Origin of the sequence: Pseudomonas sp. Larv2_ips, assembly GCF_963879675.1 — a bacterium.
Taxonomy (GTDB): domain Bacteria; phylum Pseudomonadota; class Gammaproteobacteria; order Pseudomonadales; family Pseudomonadaceae; genus Aquipseudomonas.
In genome coordinates, this window is sequence record NZ_CAWOAW010000014.1 from 357,554 (window position 1) to 375,557 (window position 18,004).

At 62.0% G+C, this 18,004-nt stretch carries 16 protein-coding genes; 2 read left to right on the forward strand and 14 right to left on the reverse strand.

Features of this window, described 5'->3' with window-relative positions:
- Window positions 1–76: 76 nt before the first annotated feature.
- Together dcd and AACV02_RS08025 are read left to right on the forward strand one after the other, a co-directional pair.
- A complete protein-coding gene (gene dcd / locus AACV02_RS08020) occupies window positions 77–643 on the forward strand; it encodes a dCTP deaminase (RefSeq protein WP_106577147.1) in 567 nt (188 codons plus the stop codon).
- 107 nt (window positions 644–750) lie between these two features.
- A complete protein-coding gene (locus AACV02_RS08025; RefSeq protein ID WP_106577146.1) occupies window positions 751–951 on the forward strand; it encodes a hypothetical protein in 201 nt (66 codons plus the stop codon).
- Window positions 952–981: 30 nt separating this feature from the next.
- Here the strand turns inward: AACV02_RS08025 and pdeM are convergent, their stop codons facing one another.
- From pdeM to AACV02_RS08095, 14 genes are all read right to left on the reverse strand, one after another.
- Window positions 982–1,632 (reverse strand): ligase-associated DNA damage response endonuclease PdeM, encoded by a 651-nt coding sequence (gene pdeM, locus AACV02_RS08030; protein ID WP_119738777.1) that lies wholly within the window; start codon window positions 1,630–1,632, stop codon window positions 982–984.
- On the reverse strand, window positions 1,632–4,112 hold the full coding sequence (locus AACV02_RS08035) for a ligase-associated DNA damage response DEXH box helicase (RefSeq protein WP_119738779.1): 2,481 nt from the start codon (window positions 4,110–4,112) through the stop codon (window positions 1,632–1,634). Before AACV02_RS08035 ends, pdeM begins: the two co-directional genes overlap by 1 nt.
- Window positions 4,113–4,169: 57 nt before the next feature.
- Window positions 4,170–4,934, reverse strand: a complete 765-nt coding sequence (locus tag AACV02_RS08040) for an ABC transporter ATP-binding protein (protein ID WP_106577143.1) — start codon at window positions 4,932–4,934, stop codon at window positions 4,170–4,172.
- Window positions 4,935–4,947: 13 nt separating this feature from the next.
- On the reverse strand, window positions 4,948–6,066 hold the full coding sequence (locus tag AACV02_RS08045; RefSeq protein ID WP_119738781.1) for a succinylglutamate desuccinylase/aspartoacylase family protein: 1,119 nt from the start codon (window positions 6,064–6,066) through the stop codon (window positions 4,948–4,950).
- Window positions 6,067–6,075: 9 nt separating this feature from the next.
- On the reverse strand, window positions 6,076–6,786 hold the full coding sequence (locus tag AACV02_RS08050) for an ABC transporter permease (protein ID WP_106577141.1): 711 nt from the start codon (window positions 6,784–6,786) through the stop codon (window positions 6,076–6,078).
- Entirely contained in the window at window positions 6,783–7,511 is a 729-nt protein-coding gene (locus tag AACV02_RS08055) for an ABC transporter permease (RefSeq protein ID WP_119738783.1), read from the reverse strand. Before AACV02_RS08055 ends, AACV02_RS08050 begins: the two co-directional genes overlap by 4 nt.
- A 59-nt stretch (window positions 7,512–7,570) precedes the next feature.
- Window positions 7,571–8,350, reverse strand: a complete 780-nt coding sequence (locus AACV02_RS08060; protein WP_106577139.1) for a transporter substrate-binding domain-containing protein — start codon at window positions 8,348–8,350, stop codon at window positions 7,571–7,573.
- A 312-nt stretch (window positions 8,351–8,662) separates the two neighbouring features.
- Window positions 8,663–10,297 (reverse strand): ATP-dependent DNA ligase, encoded by a 1,635-nt coding sequence (locus AACV02_RS08065; RefSeq protein ID WP_119738785.1) that lies wholly within the window; start codon window positions 10,295–10,297, stop codon window positions 8,663–8,665.
- Window positions 10,294–11,298 (reverse strand): ligase-associated DNA damage response exonuclease, encoded by a 1,005-nt coding sequence (locus tag AACV02_RS08070; protein WP_119738787.1) that lies wholly within the window; start codon window positions 11,296–11,298, stop codon window positions 10,294–10,296. Before AACV02_RS08070 ends, AACV02_RS08065 begins: the two co-directional genes overlap by 4 nt.
- 201 nt (window positions 11,299–11,499) lie before the next feature.
- Window positions 11,500–13,941 carry a penicillin acylase family protein gene (locus AACV02_RS08075; RefSeq protein ID WP_119738789.1) on the reverse strand — a complete coding sequence of 814 codons (2,442 nt, stop codon included), beginning with the start codon at window positions 13,939–13,941 and terminating at the stop codon, window positions 11,500–11,502.
- 208 nt (window positions 13,942–14,149) lie between these two features.
- Complete coding sequence (locus tag AACV02_RS08080; RefSeq protein ID WP_106577135.1) at window positions 14,150–14,794, reverse strand: glutathione S-transferase N-terminal domain-containing protein; 645 nt, start codon at window positions 14,792–14,794, stop codon at window positions 14,150–14,152.
- Window positions 14,795–14,887: 93 nt separating this feature from the next.
- On the reverse strand, window positions 14,888–15,673 hold the full coding sequence (locus AACV02_RS08085; RefSeq protein ID WP_106577134.1) for an ABC transporter ATP-binding protein: 786 nt from the start codon (window positions 15,671–15,673) through the stop codon (window positions 14,888–14,890).
- Complete coding sequence (locus tag AACV02_RS08090; RefSeq protein ID WP_119738791.1) at window positions 15,670–16,728, reverse strand: FecCD family ABC transporter permease; 1,059 nt, start codon at window positions 16,726–16,728, stop codon at window positions 15,670–15,672. The genes AACV02_RS08085 and AACV02_RS08090 overlap by 4 nt, the downstream gene beginning before the upstream one ends.
- Before the next feature lie 157 nt (window positions 16,729–16,885).
- A complete protein-coding gene (locus AACV02_RS08095; RefSeq protein WP_119738793.1) occupies window positions 16,886–18,001 on the reverse strand; it encodes an ABC transporter substrate-binding protein in 1,116 nt (371 codons plus the stop codon).
- Between the last annotated feature and the right edge of the window lie 3 nt (window positions 18,002–18,004).

An 18,004-nucleotide genomic window follows, 5' to 3' on the forward strand; every position in this document is an offset into this window, starting at 1 on the left:
GCCCTTTGAACCCCGAAGCCGGCCCCGGTAAGATGCCCAACAGAATTTTTCCACCTCGCTATTCAGGACACCCGCCATGAGCATCAAATCGGACAAGTGGATTCGCCGCATGGCGCAAGAGCACGGCATGATCGAACCGTTCGTTGAACGCCAGATCCGTGGCGCAGGCGACGCTCCGGTGATTTCGTACGGTGTTTCCAGCTATGGCTACGACGTGCGTTGCGCCGACGAATTCAAGGTGTTCACCAATATCAACTCGGCGATCGTCGACCCGAAGAATTTCGACGAAAAGAGCTTCGTCGACGTCAAGAGCGACGTGTGCATCATCCCGCCCAATTCCTTCGCCCTGGCGCGCACCGTGGAGTTTTTCCGCATCCCGCGTGACGTGCTGACCATTTGCTTGGGCAAAAGCACCTACGCGCGCTGCGGCATCATCGTCAACGTGACGCCGCTTGAGCCCGAGTGGGAAGGTCACGTGACCCTGGAGTTCTCCAACACCACCACGTTGCCGGCGAAGATCTACGCCAATGAAGGCGTGGCACAGATGCTGTTCCTGCAGTCCGACGAGGCCTGTGAAGTGTCCTACAAGGACCGCGCCGGCAAGTATCAGGGCCAGCGTGGCGTCACACTCCCACGCGCTTGATCGAAAGGTCTTACACGTTAAGGGAATTAGTCTGCGGGAAGTGACTCTATTGGGTGTACTGCCTCGGTGCGTGCAAAACGCGCCGAGCCACGCTTGAGGAGTACTTTATGAAGATCGACCCGCGAATCAGCGCCGAACTCGCCCGGCTTGAACCCAACCAGATTGGTGTTCTGGCCTGGTCCCTGATGGCCGACCCTGCGTATGCAGGCGGCATCCCTGGTCAACCTGATCAAGATTGGCCGCAACCGCCCACCGAGCCTGGTGAACCGACGCTGCCGGATGAGCCGCCACCCGCGCCTGTCGCCTGATCGTTCAGGGCAATAGACATGGCCGGTTGTTCAGCACACCGGCCATACGTCCTCATCGCCGATTACAAAGATCTGCTGATCGTCGCGCTGCTCCACTGAATAACCCCCGGTAAAGGCGCCGAACGCCGGCAACAGGCTGATCCGCGACCCGAACTGAAAGCACGGCAGGCGCAAGCTCTGTCGGCCCCTGCCGCGCAGTCGATAGACCGGGTGCACATGCCCCGCCAGCACATGGTGGCTGGCATGCGCGTCTGGTTCGTGTTGCAGGGCGAACGGCCCCATCAGCAAAGGCTCCGGCACCACCTCGATGCCCAAGTCGGCCGGTGGGTCGCCTGCGCGTTTGTCGTGATTGCCACGAATCAGCGTCAGGCCAAGGTCGCGATTGTGCTCACGCCACGCTCTCAAGGCGCTCAGGGTGCCGCTGGCGTGAGAGCCGGGGCCATGCAGGAAGTCACCGAGAAAGATCACCTGCTCGCACGGCAAGGCCGATAACAGCCGGTCCAGGCGTTGCAGGTTTTCAGTCGTGGTGCCTTGGGGCACGGGTTGCCCAAGGCTGCGGTAGGCGGAGGCCTTGCCAAAATGCACGTCGGCAATCAGCAAACACCGACGCGAGGGCCAGTACACGGCCTTTTCCGCCAGCAACCACAGCTCTTCTCCCTCAAGCATTACCGAACAATGCATCAGCGTTTCCCGTTATCAGCGACTTTTTCCAGGTCTTTGACCATCCGTGCAATGCGCTCCGAGAGTTTCTCCGAACTCATGCTCTCGCGCATCCGCTCAACCAGCAGTGGGAAGGCCAGCGGTGTAGGCCGTTCGATCAGGTGCAAGTCCAGTTTCAGCGCGGCCAGATGGCGCAATGTCTGTTCCAGCCGACGAATATCCAACTCGTCACGCAGGACTTCTTCCCCGGCCTGGGTCAGCAGCAGGTTCTGCGGGTCATATTGCTTGAACACTTCAAAAAACAACCCGCTGGAGGCCTGAACCTGCCGCGTGCTTTTTGGCGCCCCGGGGTAACCCGCGAACACCAGCCCGGCGATGCGCGCGATCTCGCGAAAACGTCTAAGGGCCAATTCCCCGGCATTCAAGCTGGCTATGACGTCGGTCAGCAAATTTTGCGGACTCAATAACGCTTCGTTCAGCAGTAATGGCCAATCCACCGGCGTGGCACTCAACAGCTCCAGCCCGTAATCATTCACCGCGATTGAAAAGGTCACCGGCTGCTGTTGGCTGACCCGCCACGCCAGCAGGCTGGCCAGGCCCAGATGCACTTGGCGTCCGGCGAAGGGGTAAAGAAACACGTGCCATCCTTCCCGCGACTTCAGGGCTTCGGCCAGCAAATGCGTGCGAGTCGGCAGGCCCGACCAGCGCAACTGGGTTTGCAGCAAGGGTTGCACCGCCTGCATTTCCGGGCCGTCGAAATGCCCGTGCGCCGCCGCATCAAACCGTTCGACCACCGCCTGCGCCAGTTCGTTGGAAAGCGGCATGCGCCCGCCATTCCAACGCGGCACGGCGGCTTTTTTCGCGGTGCTGCGACGCACGTAAGCAGTCATGTTTTCCACGCGCACCAGCTCCAGCAAACGCCCGGCAAACAGGAAACCATCACCGGGTTTGAGCCGTGCGATAAAGCCTTCCTCGACACTGCCCAGGTTCTTGCCGCCGCCGCCCTTGCTCCAGAATTTCAGCTGGATACTCGCGTCACTGACGATGGTGCCTACACTCATGCGATGGCGCCGCGCCAGGCGTGCATCCGGCACGCGCCACACGCCGTGCTCGTCGGGCTCCACGCGGCGGTAATCCGGGTAAGCCGTCAGCGACAATCCGCCATGGCGCACAAACCCCAGCGCCCAGGCCCAGTCGGCTTGCGTGAGGTCACGGTAAGCCCAGGCACCGCGCACTTCCGCCAGCAGCGCATCCGGCGTAAAGCCTCCGCCCAGCGCCATGCTCACCAAATGCTGTACGAGCACGTCCAGCGGCTTGTAAGGCGATTCACGGGCTTCGATGCGCCGTTGGGCGATCGCGTCTTGGGCGGCCGCCGCTTCCACCAGTTCCAGGCTGTGGGTCGGCACCAGCGTCACCCGGGACGGCCGCCCTGGCGCGTGGCCGGAGCGTCCGGCGCGCTGCATCAGGCGCGCCACGCCTTTGGCCGAGCCGATTTGCAGCACGCGCTCCACCGGCAGAAAATCCACCCCCAGGTCCAGGCTGGAGGTGCACACCACCGCCTTGAGCTGGCCGTCTTTCAAGGCTCGCTCCACCCAGTCGCGCGTTTCGCGCGAGAGTGAGCCATGGTGCAGCGCGATCACTCCCGCCCAATCCGGGCGCGCCTCGAGCAACGCCTGGTACCAGATCTCCGACTGCGCCCGTGTGTTGGTAAACACCAGGCAACTGCTGCTGGAATCAACTTCGGCGACGACTTGCGGCAACATCTTCAAACCAATATGCCCGGCCCAGGGAAAGCGCTCAGTGGTGGGCGGCAACAAGGTATCGACCTGCAGCGTTTTGGCCGTTTGCCCCTGCACGTTGATCCCGCCACCTTGTGGGACCAAAACCTCCAGTGCGTGAGCCTGATTACCCAACGTCGCCGAAATTCCCCACACCATCAGTTCCGGATGCCACCGCCGCAAGCGCGCCAGCGCCAGTTGCAGCTGCACACCACGCTTGTTGCCGATCAATTCATGCCATTCATCCACGATGACCATGCGCAGGTGCGCCAGGCTCGATTCACTGTCGGCACGCGCCAGCATCAACGTAAGACTTTCCGGCGTGGTAACCAGCGCGGTGGGCTGGCGGCGGGTTTGGCGGGCGCGTTCGCTGCTGCTGGTATCGCCGGTGCGCAGGCCGATGCTCCACGGAATCTGCAAGACCTCCAGTGGCGCTTCAAGGGCGCGTGCAGTGTCGGCGGCCAATGCGCGCATGGGTGTAATCCACAGCACCGTCAGCGGCTCAGCCGGCGGTTTGCGTTTGCCGGTGGCGGGCGGGCGAGTGATGGCGAAGCGATTAAGGGCGGCAAACCACAGTGCATAGGTTTTACCCGCGCCGGTGCTGGCATGCAGCAAGCCTGACTGACCCTGCTTGACCGCCGCCCATACCTCTTTCTGAAAGGCGAACGGTTTCCAGCCCTTGGCGGCAAACCAGTGTTTTGCGAAGTCGAGGGGTTTTGCCATGGGTGGGCTGACGCTCTGGAGGCTCTCATTCAGAGACCCTCCAGGCGCCGCAAAGGTTTACTTCAAATTGCCGCTCAAAAACTGCTGCAGGCGCTCGCTCTTCGGATTGCCCAGCACATCCGCAGGCGCACCTTGCTCTTCCACCAGGCCCTTGTGCAGGAACAACACCTGGCTCGACACCTTGCGCGCAAAGCTCATCTCGTGGGTGACCATGATCATGGTGCGGCCTTCCTCGGCCAGCCCCTGGATCACCTTCAATACTTCACCGACCAGCTCCGGGTCGAGGGCTGAGGTCGGCTCGTCGAACAGCATCACCTCCGGCTCCATGGCCAGGGCGCGGGCGATGGCCACGCGTTGCTGTTGGCCACCCGACAGGAACGCCGGGTATTGATCGGCCACGCGCGCCGGCAAGCCCACCTTGTCCAGGTAGCGACGGGCGCGGTCTTCGGCGTCCTTCTTGCTGCAACCCAGCACCCGGCGCGGGGCCATGGTGATGTTTTCCAGCACGCTCATGTGGCTCCACAGGTTGAAATGCTGGAACACCATCGCCAGCCGCGTGCGCAGGCGTTGCAGCTCGGCGTCGTCGGCCACGCGCATGCCGTGGCGGTCACTGACCATTCGGATTTGCTGGCCGTCGAGGGTCATCGCGCCGTCGTTGGGGGTTTCCAGAAAGTTGATGCAGCGCAAAAAGGTGCTTTTGCCCGAACCGCTGGCGCCGATCAAACTGATCACATCACCGGTCTTGGCCTTGAGCGAGACACCTTTGAGCACTTCATTGTCGCCATAGCTTTTATGCAGGCCTTCAACGGTCAATTTGTACATGGGGCGTGCATCCTCAAGGCGAAAGTAGGTAGCCGCTGCGGTAGGCTTCATGACCTGCGACATGGCTGATCACCATGCCGGCAGTGGCCATGCGCCGCAGCGAACGGGCGTAAAGCAGGCCGGCGTTTTTACAGTGCACGGGCGTTACGCGGTCAGTAAGGGGGTCGATGATTTCGGCGATCAATTGCCCGGCTTCCAGGTATTCACCCGGCAGGGCGCAAAATACCAGCAAACCGCCAACGGGCGTGGTCACAGGCTCGACGCCCGCCAGTGGGGTGGCCGGGTAGGGCAAGGCAGGCAATGGAGCGGCGGTGCCTTCAATCGCGCCGAAGTGGATCAGATAATCGATGATCGCCTGGCAGTCGAGGCGGGCCAGGCCATGGTTGACGTCGCCCTGGCCGCGCAGCTCGACGGTCACCGAAAAGCTGCCCATGGGAATCGGGAAGCGCTCGCCGAAGCGTTGCTGCAACTGCCACCACACCAGGGTGAAACACTCATCGAAGGACTGCCCGCCGGAGTCGGTGGCGAGCAAGTTGGCTTCCGAGCCGATATAGCGTGCCAGCGGCTCCACCTGCGGCCAGGCCTCGGGCGTGGTGTACAGGTGCGCCACGGCTTCGAAGTCGCAATGCAGGTCGAGCACCATGTCGGCCTCGCAGGCCAGGCGTTGCAGCACCAGGCGTTGGGATTGCAACTGGGTGTCGGCCGCTTGCCGGGCGAGGGCAGTGGACAGTGCGGCACGGATCAATCGGGCGTTGTGCTGCGCGTCATCTCCCAGCAAATACTCGACCTGGTTACCGACCTCTTCACTGAGGTCGACAAACCGGCGGTTGAAATTCTGTCCGCTTTCCAGCTCGTAGCGGCCCAGCGGAATATCCATCAACACTTGCTCCAGGCCCACCGGGTTGGCAATCGGCACCAACACGATTTCGCTGCGCAGCCTGCCGGCCGCCGCCAACTCGGCCAGGCGGGCCTTGAGGTGCCAGGACACCAGCATGCCCGGCAGTTCGTCGGCATGCAGCGATGACTGGATGTAGACCTTGCCTTCAGCCTGTTCCGGGCCGAAGTGGAAACTGTGAATCTGCCGCGCCGTGCCTGGCACCGGCGCGATCAGATCATGTACCTGATGACGCATGACAACTCCTTAATGGCTCGGCCCGAGAAAGGCCAGCCAGCGGCGCTCCGCCAGACGAAACAGCCCGACCAGCGCAAAGGTCACGGTCAGGTAGATCAGCGCAGCGATGCCGAATGATTGAAAGGTCATGTACGTGGCCGAGTTGGCGTCCCGGGCCACCTTGAGAATGTCCGGCACCGTCGCGGTGAACGCCACGGTGGTCGAGTGCAGCATCAGGATCACTTCGTTGCTGTAGTACGGCAGCGAGCGGCGTAGGGCCGACGGCATGATGACGTAGGCATACAGCTTCCAGCCTGTGAGGCCGTAAGCCTTGGCCGCCTCGACTTCACCATGCGCCATGCTACGGATTGCCCCGGCGAAAATCTCGGTGGTGTAGGCGCAGGTGTTCAGGGCGAAGGCGAGGATGGTGCAGTTCATCGCATCCCGAAAGAACGCATCCAGCACCGGTTGCGCCCGTACGGCCGCAATGCTGTAGATCCCGGTGTAGCAGATCAGCAGCTGGATATAGAGCGGCGTGCCACGAAACAGGTACGTGTAAAACTGCACCGGCCAGCGGATGTAGCGTTTGCGCGACACGCGGGCGATGGACAGCGGGATCGACACCACAAAGCCAATCACCAGCGCCGCGCTGAGCAGCCACAGGGTCATTGCCAGCCCGGTGATGTGCTGGCCGTCGCTATAAAGGAAGGGCCGCCAGTATTGCTGCAGAAGTTCGATCATCGCACGGCCTCCCGGGACCCAGCGGAGTAACGGCGCTCAAGCCAGCGCAGGACGACATTGGACGCGCTGGTGATCAGCAGGTAGATCAACGCGGCGATGACCAGGAAGTAAAACAGTTGATAAGTGCTCTTGCCGGCGTCTTGAGCGGCCTTGACCAGATCCGCCAGGCCGATGATCGACACCAGCGCCGTGGCCTTGAGCATCACCATCCAGTTGTTGCCGATGCCTGGCAGGGCAAAGCGCATCATCTGCGGGAAGGTCACGAAGCGAAACCGCTGCCCGCGCGTGAGCCCGTACGCGGTCGCCGCTTCCAGCTGTCCCCGCGGCACGGCGAGGATCGCACCGCGAAAGGTCTCGGTGAAGTAGGCACCGTAGATGAAGCCCAGGGTGATAACCCCGGCGCTGAATGGGTCGATCTCGATGTAGTCCCATTCCATGAAGTCGGTAAAACCGGTCAGCCAGATTTGCAGGCTGTAGAAAATCAGCAACATCAGCACCAGGTCGGGCACGCCGCGAATCAAGGTGGTGTAGAGCTGGGCGGGGACGCGGATCAGGCTGACGCTGGACAGTTTCGCTCTGGCGCCGAGCAAGCCGAGCAAGACGCTGACGGCCAGGGAGGCGACCGACAGTTTCACCGTCATCCACGTACCTTGCAGCAACAGCGGGCCGAACCCCTTCAAACTGAAGGCACTCAGCCCCAGGGTTTGTAAAAGATCTTCAAACATGAATTCAGGACCTATGGCGATAAAAAAGCGCCCACCTGAAACAGGTGGGCGCCAGGGTGTTATTTACCGCTGTACAGGTTCAGATCGCCGAAGTGTTTCTTCTGGATGGTGGCGTAGGTGCCATCATCGTGTAACGCTTTGATACCTTTATCGAGCAAGGCCTTGAGGTCTTTGTTACCTTTTTTGATACCGACCGCCGTTTTGGATGGCAGCAATGGGTCGTCGATGGCCTTGCTGACTTCGTAGTCAGCGCCTGCCGGCGACTTCAAAAAGCCCAGTTCGGCTTGCAGCATGTCTTGCACCGAGGCGTCGAGACGACCGGACGTCAGGTCCGCATACACCTGGTCCTGGTTGGCGTAGGCCTTGGTGGTCACACCGGCTTTGTCCAGCACCGCCTTGGCGTAGGCTTCCTGGATGGTGCCTTGCTCGTAGCCCACGGTTTTGCCCTTGAGGGACTCAGGCGTGGAGAAGTTCGCGCCCTTTTTGAACACCAGGGACGTCGGGCCGGAGAACAGCTCGTTAGAGAAGTCGATCGCCTTTTCACGGGCTTCGGTCACGGTCATCGAGGAAATCACGCCGTCGAACTTGTTGGCGTTGAGGCCCGGAATCATGCCGTCGAAGTCACTTTCAACCCACTTGCACTTGACCTTCAGCTCGGCGCAGATCGCATTGCCCAGGTCGATATCGAAGCCTACCAGGCTGCCGTCAGCGGCCTTGGATTCGAACGGCGCGTAGGAAGGATCGACACCAAAACGCAATTCCTTGTATTCCTTGGCTGTGGCAACACCAGCAGCCATGCACAGAGCCAGTGCAGAAAGGGTCAGCAATGCTTTTTTCATTATGTAATCCCTGGAAACCAAGATAAGCGCTTGTGGCGCGTTTAGGACTGTTACTGAACGGTGTCAGACGGATCACAAGTAGCAATTTCTGCACCATAGTTCCGAATGACTGTTTTAAAAGGTGGGATAAGGGAGTTGAGAGTGTAGGAGATGCCCGAAAATGGGCATTGATTTTTCAGTGCACCATTTTGGATCTTGACGCGAATTAAAACGTTGGTGCGGGCTTGCTCGCGAATGCGGCGGGTCAGTCAATTCCTCTGTCACTGGCCTACCGTATTCGCGAGCAAGCCCGCTCCCACAGGAGGACCTAGTTCAGGTCAGCAGGTCCTGCAGCGTGGCCAGGTTGTCCGCCTCATCCACTGCCTTATCCTGGCGCCACCGCAACATTCTGGGAAACCGCACCGCAATCCCGCTCTTGTGGCGCTTGGACAGGGCAATGCCCTCAAAGCCCAGCTCAAACACCATGCTCGGCGTCACGCTGCTGACCGGCCCGAATTTCTCCACCGTGGTTTTGCGCACAATCGCGTCGACCTTGCGCATTTCCTCGTCGGTCAGGCCGGAATAGGCTTTGGCAAACGGTACCAGCGTGCGTTCGGTGCCGGGCGGGCCATCCCACACTGCAAAGGTGTAGTCGCTATACAGGCTGGCGCGACGACCATGGCCGCGTTGGGCGTAGATCAACACCGCGTCGACGCTGAACGGGTCGACTTTCCATTTCCACCACACGCCCATGTCCTTGGTGCGGCCCACGCCGTACAGGCCGTCCTTGGCCTTGAGCATCATGCCTTCCACGCCCAACTGGCGCGACGCCTCGCGTTGGTGCGCGAGGTCTGCCCAAGAGGTCCCCGTCAGCGAAGGCGATGGCAGCAGCACAGGCTGGTTGCACTGAGCAATCACCTGCTCGAGTTGGGTGCGGCGTTCGGCCTGGGTGTGATTGCGCCAATCTTCGCCCTCAAACTCCAGCAGGTCGTAGGCGAGGACGGCGACCGGAGCATCCTCAAGCACCTTCTTGCTCAGGGTCTTGCGGCCGATCCGCTGTTGCAGCAGGGCGAAAGGTTGCACCGCGTCCTTCCACACCACGATTTCGCCGTCGATCACCGTGCCATCCGGCAAGCCGCTGACCAGGCTGTGCAGTTCGGGAAAACGCTCGGTGACCAGCTCCTCGCCCCGCGACCAGACCCACAGCCGGCCTTCACGCTTGACCAGCTGCGCGCGTATGCCGTCCCACTTCCATTCCACCTGCCAGTCGGCGGGGGAGCCGAGCAGGGCGTCGAACTGCTCCACCGGCTGCGACAACCCATGGGCCAGAAAAAACGGATACGGTTGCCCGCCGCGTTGCGCGTGTTCGTCGGACGATTCGGCAGCGATCAGCTTGAGGTAGCCTTCAGGCGTAGGGCGATTGGACAGGTCGGTGTAGCCCACCAGGCGTTGCGCCACGCGCTTGCTGTCGAGGTCGGCCATCGCGGCGAGGGCGCGGGTGACCAGCAGTTTGGACACGCCGACGCGAAAGCTGCCGGTGATCAACTTGATGCAGACCATCAGGCTCGGCTGATCCAGTTGGGCCCACAGCGCGGGCAGGCGTTCGGCGAGTTCCAGAGGCGGCAAACCACGCAGGGGCAGCAGCTTTTCTTCGAGCCACACCGCCAGGCCATCTTGCGAGGTGTAGGTGGATTCGGGTAACAGCAGGGAAATGGTCTCGGCCAAATCGCCGACCGATTGGTAGCTCTCTTCGAACAGCCATGGCTCGATGCCCGAGGCTTGGGTGGCCATGTCGCGCAGTAAACGGGTGGGCACCAGTTGCCGAGGTCGCCCGCCGGACAGGAAGTACACCGCCCACGCTGCATCGTCGGGCGGGGCTTGGCGAAAATACGCCTGCAACGCGGCGAGCTTGGCATTGCTGGACGTGGTGGCGTCGAGGTTGGCGTACAGCTCGGCGAAGGCTTTCATGCGCTGGCCTCCTCTTCGTCATCGCCGTATTCGGTGGTGAAACCCTGGGCATCCAGGCCTTTTTCCCGCAGGTGACGCACCAGAACGCCCACGGAACCGTGGGTGACCATCACCCGCTCGGCGCCGGTTTGCTCGATGGCCCACAGCAGCCCCGGCCAATCGGCGTGGTCCGAGAGCACAAAGCCGCGGTCCACTCCGCGGCGCCGCCGCGTACCGCGCAGGCGCATCCAGCCGCTGGCGAACGCGTCGCTGTAGTCGCCGAAACGCTTGATCCAACTGCTTCCGCCTGCGGACGGCGGGACGATGATCAGCGCTTGGCGCAGCAACGGGTCGGTCTTTTTGAAGTCGCCGGCGTAGAGGGTTTCGGGGATATAGATGCCCGCTTCGCGGTACACCCGGTTCAAGGGCTCGACCGCGCCATGGCTGAGGATCGGGCCAATGCTGGCGTCGATGCCATGCAGGATGCGCTGGGCCTTGCCGAACGAATAACAGAACAACACGCTGGCCTTGCCGGCGGCGATGTTGGCCTGCCACCAGTCATTGATCCCGGCGAAGATCTGCGCCTGGGGCTGCCAGCGGTAGATCGGCAGGCCGAACGTGGATTCGGTAATAAAGGTGTGGCAACGCACCGGTTCGAAGGGCGCGCAGGTGCCGTCGGGCTCGACTTTGTAGTCGCCGGAGGCGACCCAGACTTCGCCCTGGTATTCCAGCCGCACCTGGGCTGAACCCAGCACGTGCCCGGCAGGGTGAAAACTCAGGGTCACACCGTGGTGCACGAGTTGTTCGCCATAGGCCAGGGTTTGCAGGTTGATGTCCTGGCCCAGGCGTGAGCGCAAGATGCCTTCACCGGGCGCGGCGGCCAGGTAGTGCTGGTTGCCGGTGCGGGCGTGGTCGCCGTGGGCGTGGGTGATGACCGAGCGCTCCACCGGCCGCCATGGGTCGATATAAAAATCTCCGGCGGGGCAGTAGAGGCCTTCGGGCCGGGCGATGACAAGGTCCATGGGCGTGCCGGGGGCGATGGGCTTATCAGGTATGAGGGGATGGTGGGGCGAGAAGTTCTATCGGAATGCATAAGGTCAATGTGGGAGCGGGCTTGCTCGCGAATGCGGTGGTTCAGCCAACTATTGAGTGACTGATCGACCGCCTTCGCGAGCAAGCCCGCTCCCACATTTTTGATCCGGTTTCTTCAGTGAGAAACCGGGTTACTTGCCAGGCGTCAGGGTCAACCGGGTCTTGCCGTACACCTTGTCAAAATTCTGCGGCTGCATCGGGAAGCTCAGGTATTGCGCCTTGAGCGACGGGTCGATGCCGCTCGCATAATTCGGGCTGGCCGGGTTGCCGGACTGGCCAATGCCGCCCTGGCCCATCATCGGTTCGATCTGGCCGAAGTCGACAATCATGCGCAGCGCCGGCACCTGGGTGGTGGTGAAGTCCTGGCCCCAGCGGTAGGGCGCCGGGTTCAGGGTGTTGTGGTCGCCGCCGCTGGCGAACGGGCTGCGAATCACCTGGCCGTTGGTGTTTTTCCACGTGGTGGTGTGCAGCTTGCCCCACTGCCAGGCCTTGTGGTCGCCGCCCAATTGGCTGTCGCCGGCCGTGATCGCGGCGGCCAGGCTGCGGGCCAGGATCGCCGGTTTGTCTTCTTTTTGCGCCGTGCGCACGTCGTCCCAGAACGGGCTGTCTTCGCGGCCCAGCAGGTGGTCGGCGCTGGCGGAGTAGGACAGGTTGGCGTTGCTGATAAAGGCTTTCCAGCTGGCGCTGTTTTCCGGGCCGAGTTCGTCGAGGAAGATCTGCTTGGTGCTTTCCTGCAGGAACAGCTCGTAGATTGCCGCGTCGGCAGACGTTGGCGCCAGTCGGCCATCAAACGCCATCAGGCGATTCAGCGCCTCGCGTGCCTTGGCCGCGTCAGCCGCCGGTAATGCATCAATCGCCTGTTTCAGCGGCTGGGCCATGCCCGGCGCCTGGAACATGGTCTTGAGTTTGGCGGCAAAGAGGGTGGTCTGGTCGTACTGCATGGCGATCATGCTGCGGCTGTCATGCTTGCCGGCGTTGGCCAGCTGCGCCAGGCGTTCGCTGCGCTCCGGTGCATCCCAGGAGTTGGACAGCTGCATGCCATAGCCGCGTGGCGCGGTGCGCTGGTTGGCGGTGCCGATCCAGCCTTGGGCCGGGTCCTGATCGTAGGGGTGCAGCATCGCGTCGGCGTAGCCGTCCCAGTCAAAGCGCGCGTCCCAGCCCGGCGACGGCAGCAAGCCCTGGCCTTCGCGGCGGTTGGGGAAGCGGCCGGTGACTTGCCAGCCGATGTTGCTGGCGTCGGCGAAGATCATGTTCAGGGCGATGGCGCGGATTTCCCTGGTCGCGTCCGACGCCTTGCCGGCGTTTTGCGCACGGGACAGGTCGAAAAACGCGTCCAGGCTCTTGTCGTCCTTGAAGTCGGCGGTTTGCAGGGCCAGGCCGAAACCGCTGGTCAGCGCCTGGCTGCTGTTGAGCAGGGCGCCGTGGCGAGTTTCGTAGACCACTTCACGCAGTGGCCGCTGGCCTTTGGCGAAGTAGGTTTCGTTGCGCACGGTGGCCGGCAGCCATTTGCCGTTGTTCTCGTAGTACAACGCGTTGCCTTGGCGTTTGACCTTTTCCAGGAACAGGTCCTGGGTGTCGCCCTTGACCGCGCTCATGCTCCACGCGACTTTGCCGTTGAAGCCCGACAACAGGGTCGGCAGACCGGCAATCGAGGCGCCGACTGCCTGGTATTTGGGCGCACGGATCTGCACGTAGTTCCACGGCGACGGCGCTTGCGGCTGGGCGGCAAGGTCGCTGGCCAGCAGGCTTTTGCCGCTGCGGCTGCGTTGTGGGCCGATGGCCCAGTTGCTGGAGGTGGTGACCGCCAGGGCGTTGAGGCTGCTCAACTGCTGGCCGACACTTTCCAGGCCCGCAAGGCCGGTGATCTGGCCCAGGTTCACGCCCTTGAGCTTGTCGGCCTCGTCCGCCGGGATTGGCTCATCCGGCGCACTTGGCGTGAGCCAGGCGAGCTTGTCGACGCCGACTTTCTGCGCCAGCACCAACGAGGAGAGCTCTTCTTGCAGGTTGCTCGATTCGCTGAAATTCAACAGGCAGAACAACAGCGCCGAATCTTCCGGTTTCCAGTACTCGGGCTTGTAGCCGGTCTGGGCGAGGTCCGGCGGCAGCTTGTCGCGGTAGCGGAACAGGTAGGCGTTGACGCCCCGCGCATACACTTCAAAGAAGCGCTTGAGGCGCGGCGACGAAGCGTTGTACAGCTCGCCGGCGCTTTTTTTCAGGTTGACCGCGCGCATGAAGCGGTCGACATCCAGCACTTCTGGCCCAGACATTTCCGCCAGACGGCCCTGGGCCAGCAGGCGCAAGGTGACCATCTGGGTGATGCGGTCGCTGGCGTGCACGTAACCGAGGCTGAACAGCGCGTCATGGAAGGTGTTGCTTTCGATCAGCGGCATGCCTTGGGCATTGCGGCGTACCGACACATTCTGGGCCAGGCCTTTGATCGGCTGCACGCCGGCAACGGGTGGCAGGGTGTCCTGGGTGCTCTGGAGCTGGCAACCGGCCAGGCTTAATGCACTGGCCACTGCCGCGGCAACGCCGAACCGGGGAAGAAAGTGTGAGAGGGCTGGCGAGGCCATGGCAAAGCTCCTGCGGGGGGGTAGCGTCATTAAAGGCGCTACGTTAGTGAGCGCGGCGAAACGACGCAAGCAGGAGTTTGGGTTAAGCGCGAGAACTTGAGACGAATAGAGATCAATGTGGGAGTCGGGCTTGCCCGCGATGCAGGCACCGCGGTTTTTCATGTGTACCGAGGTGATGCTATCGCAGGCAAGCCAGCTCCCACATAGATCAGGCTTTGGGTGGGTTCACTTTCTGCACCAGCTCATATGCCCGAACCGTCGCTGGCCGTTCCTTGATGCTGTTGAACCATCGCTGCACATGGGGGAAATCCTCCAGGCGCTGGCTCTGCCACTTGTGGGAAACAATCCACGGGTAGATCGCCATATCGGCAATGCTGTAGTCATCGCCTGCCACGAACGGGCGATCCGCCAGGCGCCGGTCCAGCACGCCATACAGGCGCGCGGTTTCATCGACGTAGCGCTTGATCGCGTAAGGGATTTTTTCCGGTGCGAACTGGCTGAAATGATGGTTTTGCCCGGCCATTGGCCCCAGCCCGCCCATTTGCCAGAACAGCCACTGCAATGCCTCCTGGCGACCGCGCAGGTCTTTGGGCAGGAACTGGCCGGTTTTTTCCGCGAGGTACAGCAAGATGGCGCCGGATTCAAACAGTGAAATCGGTGCGCCGCCGTCGCTCGGGCGTTGGTCGACGATGGCCGGGATACGGTTGTTGGGAGCAATCTTCAGGAAGTCTGGTTTGAACTGGTCGCCCTGGCCGATGTTGATCGGGTGCACCTTGTAGGGCAAACCGGCTTCTTCCAGGAACAGTGAAACTTTGTGACCGTTAGGGGTAGTCCAGTAATACAGGTCGATCATGAAGCTCTCCAAATGAGCGAATGCCTGCAGGTATAGGTGATGATCGAAGGGCAATAATTCAATCAAACATTTGCGTCTAACCTTAGAAGCGTTTCACACAGCCCCATCGACCAGCACCTGCAACGACTGCTGCGAGCACCGTTCAATGCGCACCCGTACGCCGTAAACGTCGGCAAACAGCGCCGGGTCAAGCACTTCGTCCGCCACGCCACTGGCGTACAAGCGGCCCTGGCGCAGCACGGCAATGTGGTCGGCAAACCGCGCGGCGAGGTTGATGTCATGCAGCACTACCACGGCGATCAGGTTGTGTTCGCGTACCAGCCCTCGCACGCAGTCCATGACCTTCAACTGGTAATTGAGGTCGAGGGCGCTGGTGGGTTCGTCGAGCAACATCACCTGTGGGCGGCGTGCGATGAGTTGGGCAAGGCTGACCAATTGGCGTTGGCCACCGGACAAGGTGCTTAGCAGTTGATCGGCCAGGTGTGCGATGCCGATGCGCTGCAACGCCTCAAACGCTTCACGCAGACAGGCCTCGCTGGACAAGGGAATGCCTTCAACATGGGCCACGCGCAGTGCGGCGATCACGCTTTCCATCACGCTGAGGCTCAGGCCCGGCGGCAGGTTTTGCGGCATGTACGTGACGCGGCGCGCACGCTCGGCCACGGACATGGCCGACAGGTCCAGTGCACCCAGCCTTACCACGCCTTGCATCTTTTCCAGTCCGGCCACGGCGCGCAGCAGGGTCGACTTACCGGCGCCATTGGGGCCGATCAGCGCGGTCAGGCTGCCGTGGGGCAGGGTAGGCAAGCTCAGGTCATGCACGATGTGCCGCCGGCCATAACTGACGTTGGCGTTGTGCACCGATAAGCCCAGGTTCATAGCTGCCTCCGGCGCTTGAACACCAGCACCACGAAAATCGGCACGCCCACCAGCGCGGTGACGATGCCGACCGGCACGATCACGCCCGGCATGATCAGCTTGCTGGCAATCGACGACAGCGCCAGCAATAACGCGCCGGTCAAGGCGCTGGCGGGCAGCAGGAAGCGTTGGTCTTCACCCACCAGAATCCGCGCGATATGCGGACCGACCAGGCCGATAAAACCGATGGTGCCTACAAACGCCACGGCGGTGGCTGACAACAGGCTGATACGCAGCAATGAAAAAAACCGCAGGCGCTTCACGTCCACGCCAAAGCTTTGCGCGCGGTCTTCGCCCATGCGCAGCAGGGTCAGGCGCGGTGCGGCGGCGAAGGAAAACGGCATCACCACCGCCACGACCAGCGCGAGGATGCCGAGCTTGTCCCAGTTGGCCCGGGTCACGCTGCCCAAGGTCCAGAACACCAGTTGCTGCAAGACATCTTCAGTGGCGACCAGTTGCAGCAAGGCCACGACCGCATTGCAACTGAACACCAGCGCGATGCCGAACAACACCAGGCTTTCCACGCCCGCGCCGCGTAGGCGCGACATGGCTTGCAGCAAAAATACCGAGGCCGCCGCGAAGATAAAGGCCGAGATGGAAATTGCCGTGTTGGCCGACACCCACAATGTGGTCACCGGAAATACGATGACCAGTGATGCGCCCAACGCCGCCGCCGACGACACGCCCAAGGTAAATGGACTGGCCAGCGGGTTGTTCAAAATCGCCTGCATTTCGGCCCCGGCCAGCGACAGCGCGCAACCGACCAGCACCGCCATCAGTGCATAGGGCAGGCGCACGTTCCAGATGATCACCTGGTCGGTGGGGCTCAGGTGCGAGGGGTGCAGGATGCCATCGAGCAACGCCAGCAGGCCCATGCCCGAGGGGCCACTGGCCAGGTCCACCAGCATCGCGCAGACCAGCGCCGTGCCCAACAGCGCGAGCAGCCAGGCGCGGCGTGCCAGCAAGCGGCGGTAGCCGTGAGTGGCAGTGGCGAGGTCAAGGGTTTGAGTGGTCATTGGGCTCACACACAGTTAACAAACGATGAAAATCCAAATGTGGGCGCTGGCTTGCCTGCAATAGCGGTGTATCAGTCGACTGATTCAGTGACTGACACTTTGCTATCGCAGGCAAGCCAGCTCCCACACTGACTGCATTCCAACAGGGCGATAGGTGTTACTTGGTTTTTGCGTCAACCCAATAAGCACCCTGCAACGGCATGCCCAGGAACTGTTGGTTGATTTGCTCCATAGTCGTCTGCGGATCGAGCGTGGCGAACAGCTGCGGGTGCACCCACTTGGCCAGCGCTTCAATTGCCAGCAGGTTGTACGGCGAGTTGTAGAAGTCATGCCACAGGCCGTGGGCATTGCCCTCGCGGATGGCCCGAAGATGGGCGAATTCCGGCCGCGCCAACACCCGGTCAAACGCCTCACGTGCTTCGTCAGTGCTCACGCCAGCGCCCAGGATCAAGCCCGGCTTGTGGTTGCCGGTGGCCACGTACACGTCCGGATCGGCTTTCAGTGCGTACTCAACGCTGATATCGCCCAGCGCACCCGGCACCACGTCGGCGGCGATATTGCGCCCGCCGACCAGCTTGATCACTTCACCCATGCCGCTTTTGCCGGTGGTGTGCCCCGGCGCCTGCCAGGCACCGGCCAGCAATTCGAGGAACACGCTGGGGCGTGGGCCAGCGGGCAAGGTGGCGACGGCATCGGTGATGACCTTGATGTGCTGGTCATAGAACGCCAGGAAGGCGTTGGCCTGGCGTTCACGACCCAAGGCCTGGCCCAGCGCGTTCATGCTGGTGTGAGTGCCCTGGACCGGGTTGATGCGAAAGTCGACGAACACCACCGGGATGCCGGCCTTGGCCAGCACGTCTGCCACCGCGCTGTGTTCGGTCGGGCCGTGGCCCGAAATGCTGAACACCGCCAGGTCGGGTTTGAGCGAGAGAATTTCCTCGGCGCTGACGCTTTGCTCCGACGCCTGCCCGATCAACGGGATGTCTTTCACCGAGGGAAACTTCGCCACATAAGCGTTGTAGGTGTGCGGGTCCAGCAGCTTCAAGTCGTTCTGCCAGCCAACGATGCGCTGGAACGGCGCGTCCTTGTCGAGCAGGGCAAATGCCGAAATCAAGCGGCCTTCTCCGAGCACCACACGTTTAACGTCGTCCTTTACCTCGACCTTGCGGCCCAGCACGTCGGTAACTTCATGGGCGGCGGCGGTTTCGGCATGGCCGAGTACCAGCGCGGCGAACAGCACGCCGAGCTTGAGCACGTTGCGGGGTTTGAACATGGA

Bases quoted from the DNA above. Each gene is read 5' to 3' on its own strand.
- AACV02_RS08070 (WP_119738787.1), bottom strand. From the start codon at position 11,298: ATGGACCTTGTCATCGCCCGGCCCGAAGGCCTCTACTGCCCCGCCGGA.
- AACV02_RS08035 (WP_119738779.1), bottom strand. From the start codon at position 4,112: ATGGCAAAACCCCTCGACTTCGCAAAACACTGGTTTGCCGCCAAGGGC.
- AACV02_RS08085 (WP_106577134.1), bottom strand. From the start codon at position 15,673: ATGAACCTGGGCTTATCGGTGCACAACGCCAACGTCAGTTATGGCCGG.
- AACV02_RS08065 (WP_119738785.1), bottom strand. From the start codon at position 10,297: ATGAAAGCCTTCGCCGAGCTGTACGCCAACCTCGACGCCACCACGTCC.
- AACV02_RS08045 (WP_119738781.1), bottom strand. From the start codon at position 6,066: ATGCGTCATCAGGTACATGATCTGATCGCGCCGGTGCCAGGCACGGCG.
- AACV02_RS08025 (WP_106577146.1), top strand. From the start codon at position 751: ATGAAGATCGACCCGCGAATCAGCGCCGAACTCGCCCGGCTTGAACCC.
- pdeM (WP_119738777.1), bottom strand. From the start codon at position 1,632: ATGCATTGTTCGGTAATGCTTGAGGGAGAAGAGCTGTGGTTGCTGGCG.
- AACV02_RS08060 (WP_106577139.1), bottom strand. From the start codon at position 8,350: ATGAAAAAAGCATTGCTGACCCTTTCTGCACTGGCTCTGTGCATGGCT.
- AACV02_RS08055 (WP_119738783.1), bottom strand. From the start codon at position 7,511: ATGTTTGAAGATCTTTTACAAACCCTGGGGCTGAGTGCCTTCAGTTTG.
- AACV02_RS08075 (WP_119738789.1), bottom strand. From the start codon at position 13,941: ATGGCCTCGCCAGCCCTCTCACACTTTCTTCCCCGGTTCGGCGTTGCC.
- dcd (WP_106577147.1), top strand. From the start codon at position 77: ATGAGCATCAAATCGGACAAGTGGATTCGCCGCATGGCGCAAGAGCAC.
- AACV02_RS08090 (WP_119738791.1), bottom strand. From the start codon at position 16,728: ATGACCACTCAAACCCTTGACCTCGCCACTGCCACTCACGGCTACCGC.
- AACV02_RS08040 (WP_106577143.1), bottom strand. From the start codon at position 4,934: ATGTACAAATTGACCGTTGAAGGCCTGCATAAAAGCTATGGCGACAAT.
- AACV02_RS08080 (WP_106577135.1), bottom strand. From the start codon at position 14,794: ATGATCGACCTGTATTACTGGACTACCCCTAACGGTCACAAAGTTTCA.
- AACV02_RS08095 (WP_119738793.1), bottom strand. From the start codon at position 18,001: ATGTTCAAACCCCGCAACGTGCTCAAGCTCGGCGTGCTGTTCGCCGCG.
- AACV02_RS08050 (WP_106577141.1), bottom strand. From the start codon at position 6,786: ATGATCGAACTTCTGCAGCAATACTGGCGGCCCTTCCTTTATAGCGAC.